This window comes from Pedobacter chinensis, from assembly GCF_003339865.1.
GTDB classification, from domain to species: Bacteria; Bacteroidota; Bacteroidia; order Sphingobacteriales; family Sphingobacteriaceae; genus Pedobacter; species Pedobacter chinensis.
Genome location: NZ_QPKV01000005.1, coordinates 47598 through 64057, shown reverse-complemented (window position 1 = coordinate 64057; position 16460 = coordinate 47598). Strand labels below are relative to the sequence as shown.

Here is a 16460-nt window from a genome sequence, read left to right as displayed (position 1 = left end):
CTTAAAGGTTTACATTGATACCAATATTGTATACTTTTTGTATCGGATAACTAAATCCATTGGAAGCCAATTCCGGATCCCAATCTTTAAATCGGCTCCAGGTAAAAGGGTTTAGCGCATTGAAGTAAATTCTGCAGTTGGAAAGAAATGCCTTTTTCGATAATTTATCAGGAAAGGTATATCCAATCTCTACTGATTTCAATCTGATGAAAGCTCCATCCCGCATCCACCATGAACTGGTTTGCAGGTTATTGCTGATTTCTGATGAATTTGTTCCCAAACGTGGATATTTGGCATACAGATCCTGATTATCTTCCGTCCAATGGCTGTTGGCAAACGCCTGCAATACCTGTCTGTTTTCAAGAAATGGGCTTACCTGTGATGGATCAATAAAAAAGCTGGTTCTTCCCACACCTTGAAAAAACATCGATAAATCGATTTTTTTGAAACCCATAGATAAACCTGCACCGTAAACAATTTCTGGTGTAGATGGTAATCCCAAAAACACCTGATCGGCTTCAGTGATTTTTCCATCATTATTTAAATCGGTGTATTTAATATCACCGCCCCGAGGTGCAGAAGCCCCTGATCCAAAAAGTTGCGATGGCGACGCGGCTGCCTCCCGATCGTCAACAAATAAACGTTCGGCGATGTAACCCCATCTCACACCAATTTTTTGCCCTGAAAGTATTCTCCAGGGTTCGCGATAGGCCGGCTGCTCATATGCTCCGTATTTGTTTTGTGAGAAAGTAAAGTTCATCCTGCCCGACATCCAAAAGCCCCCACGGAAGGTTTTACTGTAATCGGCAGAGAAATCAATCCCCCTCGAATCGGCTGTACCCAGGTTTGCGCTCACTGCCGATTCCAATCCCATACTTGATGGAATGGATGCTCTTTGCATCAGGATATTGTAGCGATGTTGCTTGTAAACCTCTGCAATAATATTAAGGCTGTTAAAAAGACTGATCTCTAAACCTATATTGGTTTGTCTTGAAGTTTCCCAGGTAACGGCATCATTTGCATAATTGGTAATGCTTACTCCGGGGCGGCTTACGCCGTTTGTTTGTCCAAAAAAGGCTGGATTTCCACCATTTAAATTCACATTGGACAGGTAGAAAAAGCGCTGTGCGCCAATGGCATCGTTACCAACCAAACCGTAACTTGCTCTAAGTTTTAGTTTATTCATTGCCTTTCTCAGGCCACCATCCCAAAAAGCTTCATTAGATATTACCCACGAACCACCAATGGTTGGGAAAAACCCGAATCTGTTTTTTTCTGCAAAACGCTCTGAACCATTATACCCAAAGTTGAACTCGGCGAAGTAACGGTTGTCGTAAGAGTAGCCCAACCTGCCCGATAAGCCAATATTTCGGTAAGGAAGTGAGTATTGTAAACTTGGTAAATTCGTTGCCGGATCATTTGCGTTGGCATATAAGCGCTGCTGCCTGATACCGATCAGCGTACTGGAGATATTATGTTTTGTGCCCAGCTGTCTGGAATAGTCAAGCACGGCCTGCATATACACAAAGGTATTCACATCCTTAAATCCGGGTTCGAAACTTAAATATTCTGATGCCTGACCAGGTTGATTGTTAATCCAGCTTAAAGTGTATCCGTTACTGATTCTATCGTACGAACCCACATTATAGAAAAATGGAGAATATTGTCTGGTTAGATCAAAGTAGGAATACCTGTTGGTGTTAAACATGCCTTTGAAAGATAAACCCCTGGTCAAGAATGTCAAATCCTGATTCAGCTCCAGCTGTGCAGACATTCTTGATCTTGAGAAAGATTTATAGCCTTTCATCATATCAGCATAGGGATTTGAATAACCAACTGTATTACCCGTACCCTCAGTTGAACTGTTTCCGAAAAGAATATGCGTGTCTATTCCGGTTGAAGGATCTGCAGGAAAAAATGCGGGGAAAAGCACCGGACTTGTATGCAGGGCTTTTCTGTAAAGATCTGCAGAAAATGAACCATCATCTGTTATAGGTCCGTTGTATTCATCAAAAGTTCCCGAAAGCCTTAATACAATTTCAGTGGTTGGCGTTACATTAATGTTTACGTTTGAACGAAGTTGATAATTTTCCAGCTTAACATTATTATTGAAATTGTTTACAGGACTAACTTTAAGTATGCCATTATCGCGGTTGTACGAGGTTCCGATGTAATATCTGGCGATTTTACCACCCCCACTTACACTTCCGTTTAATCTTTGGTTGTTGGTGCTTTCTTTAAAAAGTTCATCAATCCAGTTTACAGCAGGATATACATATTTATTACTTCCTGGTGCATCATTCAATGTTTGTTCGCGGTTGAAAATGTCATTTTGCGTAAAGCGTGGAACACCCAGAGGATTTCTGGTGGTAATGGCCTCATTATACATTTTCATGAAAGTAATTGGGTTGGCGATATCTAAGTTTTGAGTAGATTGAGAAATTGAGTTCTCGAAACGCACGTTTACTTTTGCATTTCCCTCTGCACCCTCTTTAGTAGTAACTAAAATCACACCATTTGCCCCTCTGGCGCCATATAATGCAGTAGCACTTGCATCTTTTAAAATGGAAAAACTGGCAATATCGTCAACCTGTAATCTCGCCAGGTCAGTTGGAGTCAATTCCACATTATCTACTAAAATCAGGGGGTCTTGTTTATAACCAAAAGTAGTTACCCCTCTGATAAAAAATGTGGAATTATCAAGTCCGGGCTGTCCGCTTCGCTGATAAGCCACCACCCCGGCAATTTGTCCGGCCATGGCATTGGTTAGGTTACTTGACGGAATTTTAAGTTTAGATGGAGTAATACTGGTTACCGACCCTACCATAGCTTCTCTTCGTTCCTTTTTCCCGAAAGCGGTAACCACTACATCTGATAGGTTATTATCATCCGGGCTTAAGACCAGTTCTATCCTAATGTTTTTGGGATCAGCAATAAACGTTTTTTGTTTGAAGCCCACAGATGAAACAACAACTGTAGCATTCGGAATAGCATTTAAAGTAAATTTACCATCACTATCGGTTACAGTTCCCATACCATTTTGGCCTTTTACCTGTAAGCTTACGCCAGGTATGCCAAGACCGAGTGAATCTTTTACAACTCCAGTAATTTTGAATGTACCCTGTTGTGCTTTTGCGGGAGTGGAAAAAAGCAACATACTGACGGCCAAAAAAGCGAGCAGCATCCATAGATTTTCCAGATAAGGCCTGTGCCTTACCTTAATAGTAAAAATTTGGTTCATAAGTTTGGTTGGTTATAGGTTTAAAAATTGGTGCCGGGCTTAAAATTCGGCGATAGTTAAGTTTGTTTTAGTGTAATGGTAGCATCATAGGCTATTCATGTTATTGTGTTTGTTTTAAATGATGATTAATGAAATCGTTGATTTGCTGAACTGGCATAATCAATGAAACTGCTCTGCTGAATCTTGCGATATTGATACCTAAAAAATGCTCATCAATATTAAATACAGCAGTTCCTATCTGTTCAGGTAGGAGAGCAAGATCATGAGCGTATATATTCGTAAAACCATCTCTTCTTTTCGATTTACCTCCGATAAACTTCTCAACAGGATGATTGGAAACACCTTGCATTTGCGTCCTTAATTGGATCTGCCCGGTATGTATTTCTCCATCACGTTTCCACTTCATCTCTATTTTATCGTCAGGCCAATAAGATGAAATTATCGAGACAAAATCTTCACTCCCGGATACCAGATGGCTATCCACGCTTAGCACTTCATCGCCTACTTTCAATCCGGCTTGCTCCGCAGGGCTTCTATCTTTAATGAGCGAAAAAATTGCAGGACAGGATTGATATGCAACCATTGCACCCAGACTTGGCAGGCTACTTATTTTAGGTAAATTGATGAGATTGCTCGCTGCGATGCTTGGCAATAGTGCCCCGTTTTGTTGCACTGTAAAAAGGATTTTCCCCATTATCTTTGACTCATCGTGGCTTTTATACCTCTTTAAATCGATACCACCCTGTAGCCGTATATCTGTTTCCAGCATAACCAGATCATTATCCTTATTTCTGGCTAAAACTTTTAACGGATATGCTGTATTTTGTAATTTTAGTTTTGCCGAATCGCCCACTAAGCTGCTCTTAGTGATCAACACTTGCTTCAACTTACCAACGGAATCTATCAGATCGAAAAAAGTCGCGCTTACTTCACTTATTTTTTGATCGATGAAACTGGATATTGTAAAAGCTTTGATATTGGTTCTATGATCAGGAACCAAGTTTTCTACTTTGTTCTTCTTTCTTGCCGTACCAGTTAGTGTCTTTTCTTTGTAGCGCTCTTCTTGTTTTGGAAGTGCGTCATAATTGGTTTCTGAAAGTAATGCTGACCAATATTTTCGATACAGATCAACCGGGATCTCAAAATTCATATCTTCCGAAACATCAATTGCACTATGCAAGCCAATAACTTTGCCTGTAAGATCAAATAGCGAACCTCCAGAATCGCCAGGCTCCATTTTGCAGGTAGATTGAATAAAGCCATATTGATTTTTGATCTCCACGATTTTTCCCAGCCGCAATGTTGGCAGGTTTTGATTCAGGCTTTCGGGATAGGAAATGCTTAAACAGGTTTGCCCTTTTTGCAATGTTGATGAAAAACCCATAGCTGCATAGGGCCAACTGCCATGACTTATGATTTTCATCATTCCAACATCAGGTATCCCGGGCGTTTCCTTTACTTCGATTCTTGCCAAAGCAATTGCAATGCAATCTTTTCCATCCGGAAAAAAGACTTTATAACTTTTGCCAGGCCGGATAGTGTGTGCCGCAGTTAATATATGTCCCTCGGCTGTTACCACAACACCACTAAATTGTGCTGATGTCCGCTCGTTACGGGTAGTATCGAAGCCCCAGATTTTAACACTTGCCGAATAGGCTTTTTCCATTGCAGAAACAACCGCAGATTCCATCCTTTTTGCTTTGCCACGCTGTGCAAAAGCTTTTGAAGAAAGCAATAAAACAAAAAAGACAGCCAATTTTAAATATCTGCCTATATCTGAATTGATTGTATTAAGCATGATTTGCTGCATGGCTGTCTTTTTGGCCTAGTTATTAAATATTGATGCTAATTTTTTATTTAAATCTTCGCCTCTTAAATTACTGGCAATCACTTTTCCATCTTTTCCCAAAAGGAAATTGGCAGGGACGGCTCGTATACCGTATAAACGTCCAACTGCATTGTTCCAACCCTTTAAGTCAGAAACATGAAGCCAGGGAAGTCCATCTGCATCAATTGCCTTTAACCAGTTTTCTTTTGAATTATCCAATGAAACCGATAGGATTTCGAAGCCCTTATTTTTGTATTGAGCATAATCTTTAACCAGGTTGGGGTTTTCAGAACGACACGGACCACACCAACTGGCCCAAAATTCTACCAATACGACTTTTCCCCGCAAACTTTCCAATGAAATGGGTTTTCCAACTACATCATTTTGGGTAAATAATGGAGCTGTTGCACCAACCGCCGTAGCACTGTTCGCTGCGATGCGTTGTGCCAGCTCTTTACCCATATCAGTTTCTCTTAAGTTTTTAGAAAGTGCCATATAAACGGGCTCTGCTTTGGCCACATTAATGTCGCTCCCTGCAGATTCTGATAATGCCACTAAGCCGAAATATGAATCAGGATTGGCCTTTGCGAACTCAAATTGCTTTGTTTCTCTAGCCTTAATATTATTTCTAAATCTGTTAGCTACAGCTTTCATATAAGCCGAATCCCTTTGCTGTTCGGGTGTTCCACTATTAAAATCGGCGTTAGCAGCTTTGGTTAAAGCCATAATTGTTCCGCCAATCTTCTTATTGTAAGCCAAAAACTCATTATATACATTTGAACCACTGAAGTATGCATTCTCCAATGAATCATTTGATGTGATCATGATCTGCTCTTTGCCAAAATAAATGTAGATCACATCGCCTGTATACACCGCACGCTGTTTACCGCCACCATCATGATCAAGAGCCAGACGAGCGCTTGCGATTCCGGAAATACTCCCTTTAAAACGAAAGGCACCGTTTACTAAAATGGTTGAATCCTCATGGTTTACACCATTGTCCATGTAATCGAGATAGGCCTTTGCAGGAGCATTCAAACTTCCGATTTTACCCGACAGTGAGAAGTTATTTCCTTGAGCGGCGGCAAAAAATGGCAATAAGCTTGTTATAAGTAAGAATGCTTTAATTTTCATTTTTGAAAGGTTTGTGTTTTGTTTAGAATAATCTATACATGCTTTGCTTTTAATGGCCCATGAGATAACCAAACGATAAAAAATTATCTTCTCTCATTAAATACACCAAATTCGGCAATTGCAGGTGCATGCTTGAAATCAGATAGTTTAACCTTAATTTTTTCACACCAAATTCTTTCGAACCTGAAAATGCTTACCTTTCTATCGCCTTCGGCTTTTGCTGTTAAAGGTTTCCATTTTCCATTAACAAAATATTCTAAGCTGTATTTTGCACCAGAGGAATTTCCGGCAGTTAAAACCACCATATTGCAAGGTGTGCCCTTTTCAAATGTTAATTCGTACCAGGGGGCTTTAACCGTTGAGTTGGATGACCAACTCGATCCAAAGTTATCATCATTGGCAAAATCCATCAGATTCATATCATCACTCCAGCTGCTGTTACTTTTTACATGTTTAGCAATGTTACTAGATATGATTGGTGCCGGATGTTGAGGCAGCTTGGGCGGCGTTGCTGATTTGGTATATAGTTTGCCCATCTCTTTAAGTGCGGCAACAGCATTATCATCTATCAATCCATTTTTATTTGGCGCTACATTCAGTATAAAGTTGCAATATGCTCCGTTATACGGAATGATGAAATTGTTAACCAGCTCACTTACATTTTTAACCGGGGTGGTTGGAAATGAAGTTTTCCAGAACCAGTTTTCTTGCAGCGGAAGGCATGCCAGCGCCGGAAGTTTATTACTTTCTTTGGAGAGGAATTGGCCAGCACCCTGTTCGTATGATTTGATATCGGTATAAAAAAGGGCCTGGGCCGGATATTTAGCGGCATTAAGGTCCATTACCAAACAGTTAGGCTGTAACTCTTTAATTAAATAGTAAATGTCTTCAAACGGTACATCATCATAAGAGATTCTGGACCAGGGTGCATCCCAACCATCAATAATCAAAGCAGTAATCTCTCCGTAATTAGTTAGCAATTCGGTAATCTGCTCTTTAATAAGTTTAATGCTCGCAGAGGTAATTTGATTTGGACGAATGCCGTTGTGGGTATCCAAAATGGAATAGTACAACATCACCTTTAAGCCATTTTTACGAAATGCATCGGCATATTCTTTTACTACATCACGTTTTAATGGTGTGTTCATCACATTATATGCTGTAGTTTTGGTATCCCATATCGGGAAACCGCTATGGTGCTTTGTGGTTAAGCAGCCATAAGTCATGTTTGCAGATTTTGCCGCTTTTGCCCATTGGTCAGCATCCAATTTTGGCGACTGAAATAACGATAAAGCTGCATCCGGATCTGACCAATCCTGATCCATAAATGTTGGCATACCGTAATGAATGAACATGCCCAATCCCAGGTCAACAAAATCTTGCTGCAGTTCGTCTAATGGTTTGTTGGCTGCTTTTTGTTGAGCCAAGACAGGTTTTAGGAATGTGATTCCCGAGATAATAATTATTGCAACTGCAATCCTTCTGATAGTGATTTTCATTATGTTTAATTTGTGTTCGTTCAGGTTTGGTTTATGGAATGACTAAGACATTATTTTTCGCTTTACAAAGCACCGAAACAATGCAATGGAGCTATGCTTAAATCCATAATTCAAAGCTAAAGGCAGAAACCCAAATATTTATCTAATGGAAACCTAACAAAAGCCTAACAGAAACTTAACAGCATGGTATTATGGAATAATACATCTATTTTTAAAGGATAAAATGAAAGACCGCATATATAAATCCGTAGTATTAGTCAGCTTTCTCATATTACTTTTCGTTCAATTGAGGTTAACTTATAATACTTATGAACTTCGCGACAGGGATTACAGCATAATAAAGAAAAAACTCATTAACGATGAATATGGACGAAGTATATCTGAGGATAAACTGTATAAAGGTGGAGGAAAAATCATCGATACAATCCTTTCGAGGAACATGAGCAATTTAAAAGCTGCTTATTTTAGCAATAAAGAAGAATTTGATAAACTTTCTAAACGTGTAAGTGATACTTTGCTCATAAGTTTAAAGAAAAACAGTCCGATGGACAGCATTTTCCAATCTATTGTAAATCGAAATGGACTGGATAAAAACCTGCAATATTTACTTACTTTTGAATCGATAGAGATTAATTTTGACAATGAAATTGGAAATATTTTTATTTTTGACAGTAGAACCGATACCGATGCCCAACTTAAAACAGTTAATCCGTATGGGGTAATTATAGATGGTACACTTACCAATCCAAACACTCGAAACCGGGTTACAAACCTTTCAGTTAGTGGCACATTGGTTTACAATTACAGGATAACATTTAACCTTTTTGTTGATGCGCCTGGCCGCTCGTTAAAGGTAGCGATGGAAATGTTGCCTACGTTTTCGCTGGTAGCTTTATGTATCATCATCATTGTAGGTATTAACTATTACACCTATATCAACTGGATGCGGCAAAAAAAGGAAGCAGAGGTAAAATCTGACTTTTTGAATAGTATAAAGCACGAGTTTAATACGCCGATTACCACCATTTTAGTAGCTAGTAAAAGCTTAGATGAGGATGAGGTTTTAAATGACAGGAACCGTGTAAAAGCCCTAGTTCATATTGTGGAACGGCAGGCTCTGCGCTTACACTCGCACATTAATCAGATGCTGGAGATTTCAGAAATCAACAATAACATCAATTTGGAAGAAACCGACTTAAATTATACGGTTTTAACCATTGTAAATGATTTTAAAATTAAAGTACATGAACCAAATGAGCTGACCTTCGATCCGCATACCAATGAAATATTGATGATGATTGACTTATTCGTTTTCACAACGATGTTGCAGAACATGCTTGATAACTCCTTTAAACACAATCAAAGCGCCGTAAAGAAAACATCAATTTTTATTACTGAACTTCCGGATGATTATATACTCCATATTACAGACAATGGAAAAGGTATTGAAGAAGCCAACAAAGCCAATATATTTGATAAATTTTTCCGTGCTGAAAGCGAGAAAACCACATCAGGGTTAGGCCTCGGTTTGTATTACGTGAAGCAATGCCTTGATATACATGGTTGGAGAATTGACGTAAAAACCCAATTAGGAGTTGGAACCGATTTTATGGTGTACATCCCTAAAAAGCCAGATCGCAATAACAAAACCATTAATCAGAATTGAATATGCAGTACGATATTGTAATCATTGAAGACGAGGCAGACCTGGGAAATGTAATTTCAGAATACCTCAAACTGCGTGGTTTTAGTGTACTTTGGTTTAAAACGGCTACTGAAGCTTTAAATTATTACCGTAAAAATCAGCTTGATAACAAGTTGGTTATTATTGATGTTCAATTACCAGATATGAATGGATTCGATTTGAGTACCGAAATCATGCAAATGAATCCGAATCAAGCTTTCTTTTTTTTAACTGCACATAATGAGAAACAAGATCGCTTACGGGGGCTTAAAATTGGAGCAATAGATTACATATCCAAACCATTTGAAATTGAAGAGCTCGTTCTGAGGATTGGAAATATTGTAAACAAGTTTTCGGCAAACCCTACTGCTACAGAGCCATCAGCAATTGGTTTTATTAAAATTGGGGATATCAGATATCAAAAAGATCAATTATTTCTGTTGCTGCCAGATGAGAAAGAAGTATCGTTAACGGTACGAGAAGCAGAAGTATTAGACCATCTTTCGACAAATATTAATCAGGTTGTGAAGAAAAGAGATTTATTGTTAGCCCTATGGGGGAAAGATGATTACTTCAACGGTAAAAGCCTTGAAGTGTTTATTTCGAGATTACGGCGGCTTTTCAAAGCCTCAGCTCATGTTAGCATAGAAAATGTTTATGGGTTAGGCTATATTTTGAAAGTAAAATAATCATGCCCGGTATAAGCACTTCCCTGAGAAATTTACCTGTCAATTCAAACATAGCGATTACCGTTGTGCCTCACTTCTAAGCATTTCTAATATATCGTTGGCACCTTCCAATTGTCCGTGCCGGGCAATTAATGCATTTAAGTTGTTAATGGCTTCATCAAACCAATATTTTGGATTGTCAGACTTTTTAAAGAGCATGATTGCCATAGCAAAACGGTCAATGGCAGAAATATGATCTTTTTTTATCAGATATATCAGCCCCATGTCATTATAAGCGTTTCCCAAGTTTGGATTTAGTTCTACTGCTTTACTGTAAAGCTCTAAACTTTTATCATACTCATCTTTTTCATATGATGTACGAGCAAGCTTAGCAAATGTTTCGGCCTTTGTTTCGTTATTGGTTTTTTCAATTACTTTGTTTTCCTCAACAATTGCAACCACTTCGAATGTTATTGAAGTGCCTTCTGTTGCACTTGGATTTCTAAATCCCAAACACCAGCTACCCTCCAGTACATCTTTGATATATACGGTTCCATCTCTGTAATTCTCTCTGGAGCCGTCACTGTTATGAACATAGGTGCCCCTTAATTGATCAATCGTGTTCATAAATTTACTGCAGTTTTCCTTATCCATTAAATAAATATCACATACACCAGCACCCGATGGTGTAAAGATTGCATTGGTTGCCACTGCGGTTACTCCAGTTGGATCATAAAGTCTTGTCAATTGAGATAACAACCCAATATTTACCTTTGGCTTTTCTCCCTTTGTGGTAGTGAAAGAGTAATACCATTCGACAGTATTTTTGGGCAATGTAATATTAAATACCGTGCTTGATTTGCCTCCTAAAGTTCCTCTTGCCCTGCCATTAAGATAAAAGGTTTGCGGGGTCATTACCTGCACTACTTTTCGCTCTCTTTGCACGGTTTGTGCCTTAGTTAATAAAGCCATGAATGTTAGCATTAAAATTGCAAAAAACTGTTTCATATCAATTGTTTTTAAATCACCTCATTATCTAAACAGGTATAAAAAATACCAGACTATGCAACAAGGCCGCTGAAACAAAACAATTGAACGGCCATATTGTGTTATTGATCTTTACTGGGATGGAAAATGGCTATTTTATCATCCAATGAATATTTGTCCTTCATATTTCCCGATTAGAAACATCGCTGCTCTAAGCTTTCCTTTTCATCCGTGTCTTTATAATGCGCTCAATCACCTCAAAACAACTGCTTCCTATTTAATCTGGATAACTCATCGGAAAAAATTTATACTAAATGTTCAGATATTTTCCCGGCGTATGAGGCATAGGTCTGGACATTCCCGGTCTGCGTCCCATTCAATTGAGGTAAATTCAATTTTATGGAACCATTTACCACTTGATTTTGTTATGTTATTAAACAACTCTAAACATCATGACAGATCCAAAAGAAAAAGATCCTCAGCAGCAGGAAGAGAACAACACATCTCACGAAAAACAATCAACCGATAAAGACAATGGTAACTGGGATGCTCATCAGCAGGTGGATGAGGAAGGCAATCAGGTTGATCCTGAAGACATCAAATGAACGGGATGAAGAAGATTCTGATGGTGCTTACCTCCCACAGTGAGATGGAGCACACCGATAGCAAAACGGGCGTATGGCTAGGCGAGTTCACTGATCCCTACTATACGTTCATTGACGAAGGATACGAGGTAATCCTGAGCAGTCCAAAGGGAGGCAGGCCACCGATAGATCCGATGAGCGAACTGACAGAGCATATAACAGCATCGAACCGGCGTTTTAATGATGATGAACAGGCTAAAGATAGATTTGCGCATACCATTCCGATCAATCAGGTTCGCCAGGCCGATCATGACGCGGTGTTTTATCCAGGTGGTCACGGACCGATCTGGGATCTGGCGGTAGACAACAATAGCGGATTGTTGATCCTGGATTTTCTGGATGCGGGAAAACCGGTGGCAGCAGTTTGCCATGGACCGGCTGCGCTGATCAGCGCTGAGCATCAAAGACCAGGATTTCTAAAGGGTAAACGGGTTTCAGCTTTCAGCAATGCAGAAGAAACCTTGGTTGGCCGCAGTGGAAATATGCCCTATTTATTGCAGACAAAGCTGGAAGAATCGGGCGCTGAAGTGAAGACCGCACTGGTTCCTTTTCTACCGCATGTGGAAACGGATGGCCTCCTGATCACAGGACAAAACCCGCTTTCGGCCGGGCCTGTGGCCAAAGCGCTGATCACAGCGTTGGAACAAAAAGAAACTCCCGGGGGGTAAAGACAAACTGCTCAACTTGTCATAACCATAGCTGAAGGTGCTTTAGAAAATTTCTGCCTAATCTTTATCAGATCAAGATTAGCGTGTTTAGCAACTTTAAATCCTTCTTCGCTAAACCCGTCAGGGCTAATAATATTTATGGACTTATTAGCGGGTTAGGAAAGCGTTGCAACACGGATATGCATTATCGGGAGCGCCAAAGGAGCCATGTCAAAATTAAGAACAGAAAAAATCAATTTGATCAATAGCCTTACGAAATTAAGCTCACTGTACAAAATTAAATCCTGATTTCAAGTATTTCCATGCAAGGTTAATCATTTGACCGATACATCTTAACCAATGAAGAATGTGATTGCGAAAACCTTTGGACTTTCATTATGATAGATATTTCATCCATATGAAACCAGGTTAAAATTTATCTTTTATGTATTCGCTAATATATCAAAGTATTCATCATCGGCATTTTTTCCTCCGTAACCTTTCCCTATATTTTCAAAGTCTTCAACAAATTCGATTCGCTCGATCCACTTAACCTGCTTATACCCCAGTTGGTTTTCTACTCTTAGCCTTAATGGTGCGCCATAAACAGGGCTGAGCGCCTCGTAATTCATTTCCCAGGCCAATATGGAGCTTGGCTTTAAACAATTATCAAGAGTATGGGAATCATAATAAGTTCCCCCGTAAAGTCCTTCGCCAAACGAATAAAATACTACCATCTTCGCATTTTTATGGGGCTTAACGATATTGATGATGCTATGAATGGGTATACCACCCCATTCCGCAATACCCGACCAGCCTTGAATACAATGTTGCATTGTTATATTTTCTTCTTTTCCAAGCAACTTAAGCTCATCCAGGGATAACTCGACTGGATTTGAAACCATTCCGCCAATCTTTAATTTATAATCCTTAAAGTCATCTGCCAAAAGATCCTTCCACACTTGAGAAGTAGGCAATTTTCCGTTTGCCCAGAAGTATGGCGATATGTCTTTTTTTGTATAATATTTTCTTGGCTTTAATCTGTTGATTGTTTTTTCCCATAAAGGACTATTGATCATTGCGCTTGCCTTCTGAACCAAACGGGGCTTTCGCCAGGATATATAATGTGCCAGAAAAAAGAATGAAACCAATAAGCAGATTATTCCAATTCCGATGAATAGACCATTGAGATTGTTTGGCTCATCAGTTCCCAGCGTAATATGGTTCATATTCCGGACCAGCCCACTAATTGCGACCATGCCAACATGAACAAAGATAAAAGCAATATAGCCCAACATGACCAAAAAATGCACTGATCTGGCACCCTGGCGATTACCAAAGATTTTCGGCAGCCAATGAAACCTGTTCTCCAGAGCGGGTGACATGCACATTCCGCTTATGATTGACAGTGGTGTAAAAATAAAAATTACTGCAAAATAAGAAAGCTTCTGAAGTGCATTGTAATGATAAAATCCATTTGGCTCAATAGGCAGATGGAATGTAATGTAATGGACAAAAACACTCCAAGCATCTGGAATTATTTCCCAGGATGTGGGAACAATACGCTGCCAGTGATCGGTTAAGAAAAGTAAACAGACAAAAAAGACACCATTTAAAACGAAAAACGGCACATGGATGAAATGCCAGCCACGGGCTATTCCAACAGAATGTCTGTAGCCTGGAAGCCCTAATACAGGACTGATATATCTTGCATCATCTTTCGCGGTCCAAAATCTATCTCTTGGAACCCTGATTGGGGTAAACCTTAACCATTCTGAATCTGGAGTGCAATTGTGATTCCAGTAAAGCCTGGGGTGATCCATGAGTATTGAGATACCGCTCCGGATTAATATGATCAGAAAAAAGAAATTAACCCAATGGCAAAGAATTACCCAAAAAGGAAAACCTTTTACACTGACATTGTTTATTGCCGGAAGTTTAAGGGAAGGATCAGCAGGAAGCCCTGTAGTAATAAATTGAATCCATGCCACACCAACTACCAACCCCAAAAACAATCCAGCAATGATCAGAACACTAGGCTTCATTTTAGCAACAAAACGCCTGTCATCAGGAAAATGGACTGCTTTTTCTGAAAGATTAAATCTTGTAAACATTGAGAACCAGTTAATAGTTAAACTAAAGATAATAAGTATTTGTTTCTCAAATAAATCATTACCAAGTTTTTTAAGCTTATATCCATATCAGGGTATGTCAATTGTGAAAGACATTTAAGGCCAACATAACAGATCGAAATTGATATTGTCCAGGTGGCAATTAAATGAAGTTAATTCTACGCAGAACTTATGCTAATTTAATATTTGGCCATCTAAAAATCCGAAACCATCCAGGTAAAAACAATCATCTCACATGAATTTCTCATGCTGCCTGGTACCAGTCTCTCTCATGTTTTTTCATTTCGCTATACTCCATGCAAATCACATAAGGTATGCCGATCTTGCCAACCAATTGTTGTACATTTCCCTTTTCTCATTTGCAAGAAGAGCTTGCAAATAAGAAAAGGATTGAGGATGAGCAATACAGTCTTACTGATTCTTTTTTATAAGTTCAAGCAGCTGAGAAAGTTCTTCCATTTTATGAAGATATTTAGCTGCAAGGTTATTCCGTTCCTCCTTATCCAGAGATAGGTCAAAAAGTTGGGCGGTTTCGGAATTTCCTGTTTCAATACCAACCAGGGAATCAAAAGCCAGGCCTTTTTGCGGAGAGATATACTTCCAGTTATCTTTTATCACTGAAAGTGCCCCGCCCTGTTCTACATAAACTGATCGTCCTGCCCGACTTTTTCCTAGAAAGGTGTCGATATGGTTTTCGCTGTCCGAAGCCTCGCCAGCCTGGATATTCTGCTTAAGCAAGGCCGCAAATGAGCGAACAAAATCAATATGGGAGACTAACGCCCCAGATACGGCTGGTTTGATTCCTGAAGGCCAGTTCAAAATAAAAGGAACCCTTGTTCCAGCTTCAAATGCACTATATTTCCCTCCTCTGAGCGTCCCTGCGGGGCTGTGCCCCCCAAGTCTGGCAACTGCTTCGTCCTGATAACCATCGTCAAGTACCGGACCATTATCACTAGTAAAAACAATGAGTGTATTCCTGGCTATTCCTTGCGCTTCCAGTTGTTTCATGATTTCGCCAACAGTCCAGTCCAGTTGAAGGATTGCATCTCCACGGAGTCCCAAACCGCTTTTATCCTTGAACATTGTGGCAGGCATTCTCGGAACATGTGGTTCTGTCATGGCAAAATAGAGAAAAAAAGGCTCCTTTTTCTGATCCGAAATAAAGGTTTTGGCCTGTTCAAGAAAAGTGTAGGAAAGTTCTTCATCTACCCAGCGCGACATCTTCCCACCGCTCATATAGCCAATTCTGCCAATACCATTTACAATGGTATTATTATGCCCCTGCCCCGGAGAACTTTTTATTTTCAACAACTCCGGATGTTCCTTTCCGGTGGGATCATCGCCAACCTTGTTTCTATAGTCAACCGTTATCGGGTCATTCCTGTCGAGCGCCACAACGTGATGATCCTTTAAAAAAACTGTCGGAACACGATCTGCGGTTGCGGGAAATATAAAGGAGTAATCAAAGCCAACCTCATTGGGACCTGGCTTTATCTCTTCATTCCAGTTCTTTTCAACACGGTCTCCAAGTCCAAGGTGCCATTTTCCAATGATCGCAGTTTTATATCCTGCATTTTGAAATACTTTTGGAAGTGTAGTCCGTCCTGTTGGCACAATCAATGCGGCATCTCCAGGGAGTACGCCTGTTCCTTTTTTTCTCCATGGATATTCTCCGGTTATGAGTGCGTACCTCGAAGGGGTGCAGGTTGCGGAAGTCGAATGTCCATTGGTAAACCGGATGCCGCTGGCTGCCAGTTTGTCCAGATTCGGTGTCTTGATCCTGGTTGCACCATAACAGCTGAGGTCTCCATAGCCAAGATCATCTGCGCAGATCAATATTACATTCGGCCTGGTCTGTCCAGAACCGACCAGAAAGGAAAAAAGCATTATAAGTGTCAATAGACTTTTCATTTATTTAAGGTTTGAATAAATATTTGTTTCACGCTAAAAGAAAGCCGTCACAAATCCTCCTGTATCAGGAACAGGGCTCTTAATG

Annotated in this window: 11 protein-coding genes; 4 read left to right on the top strand and 7 right to left on the bottom strand. The window is 39.8% G+C overall.

Annotation, left to right across the window (positions count from 1 at the left end; genetic code table 11):
• Position 1: 1 nt before the first annotated feature.
• The 4 genes from DU508_RS13815 to DU508_RS13800 form a co-directional block, all read right to left on the bottom strand.
• Positions 2–3241: a SusC/RagA family TonB-linked outer membrane protein gene (locus DU508_RS13815; RefSeq protein WP_115403398.1), complete on the bottom strand. Its 3240-nt coding sequence runs from the start codon at positions 3239–3241 to the stop codon at positions 2–4.
• Positions 3242–3341: 100 nt separating this feature from the next.
• A complete protein-coding gene (locus tag DU508_RS13810) occupies positions 3342–5039 on the bottom strand; it encodes a S1C family serine protease (RefSeq protein ID WP_158542176.1) in 1698 nt (565 codons plus the stop codon).
• Between the two features lie 27 nt (positions 5040–5066).
• Positions 5067–6203 (bottom strand): TlpA disulfide reductase family protein, encoded by a 1137-nt coding sequence (locus tag DU508_RS13805; RefSeq protein ID WP_115403476.1) that lies wholly within the window; start codon positions 6201–6203, stop codon positions 5067–5069.
• An 83-nt stretch (positions 6204–6286) separates the two neighbouring features.
• Positions 6287–7702: an alpha-L-fucosidase gene (locus DU508_RS13800; RefSeq protein ID WP_115403396.1), complete on the bottom strand. Its 1416-nt coding sequence runs from the start codon at positions 7700–7702 to the stop codon at positions 6287–6289.
• 223 nt (positions 7703–7925) lie between these two features.
• Between DU508_RS13800 and DU508_RS13795 the strand changes: the two genes are divergently transcribed.
• On the top strand, positions 7926–9368 hold the full coding sequence (locus tag DU508_RS13795; RefSeq protein ID WP_115403395.1) for an ATP-binding protein: 1443 nt from the start codon (positions 7926–7928) through the stop codon (positions 9366–9368).
• A gap of 2 nt (positions 9369–9370) precedes the next feature.
• Positions 9371–10075 carry a response regulator transcription factor gene (locus DU508_RS13790; RefSeq protein WP_115403394.1) on the top strand — a complete coding sequence of 235 codons (705 nt, stop codon included), beginning with the start codon at positions 9371–9373 and terminating at the stop codon, positions 10073–10075.
• A gap of 57 nt (positions 10076–10132) precedes the next feature.
• On the opposite strand, the gene DU508_RS13785 is transcribed toward DU508_RS13790, so the two are convergent.
• Positions 10133–11062: a tetratricopeptide repeat protein gene (locus tag DU508_RS13785; RefSeq protein ID WP_115403393.1), complete on the bottom strand. Its 930-nt coding sequence runs from the start codon at positions 11060–11062 to the stop codon at positions 10133–10135.
• 431 nt (positions 11063–11493) lie between these two features.
• Between DU508_RS13785 and DU508_RS23850 the strand changes: the two genes are divergently transcribed.
• Positions 11494–11646 (top strand): hypothetical protein, encoded by a 153-nt coding sequence (locus DU508_RS23850; RefSeq protein ID WP_158542175.1) that lies wholly within the window; start codon positions 11494–11496, stop codon positions 11644–11646.
• A 5-nt stretch (positions 11647–11651) separates the two neighbouring features.
• Positions 11652–12353: a type 1 glutamine amidotransferase domain-containing protein gene (locus DU508_RS13780; RefSeq protein ID WP_199562713.1), complete on the top strand. Its 702-nt coding sequence runs from the start codon at positions 11652–11654 to the stop codon at positions 12351–12353.
• 422 nt (positions 12354–12775) lie between these two features.
• Here the strand turns inward: DU508_RS13780 and DU508_RS13775 are convergent, their stop codons facing one another.
• The gene (locus tag DU508_RS13775) at positions 12776–14446 is read right to left on the bottom strand and encodes a molybdopterin-dependent oxidoreductase (RefSeq protein ID WP_199562712.1); all 1671 of its coding nucleotides are present in this window, start codon (positions 14444–14446) and stop codon (positions 12776–12778) included.
• Positions 14447–14875: 429 nt separating this feature from the next.
• A complete protein-coding gene (locus tag DU508_RS13770; RefSeq protein ID WP_115403392.1) occupies positions 14876–16375 on the bottom strand; it encodes a sulfatase family protein in 1500 nt (499 codons plus the stop codon).
• Positions 16376–16460: the final 85 nt, after the last annotated feature.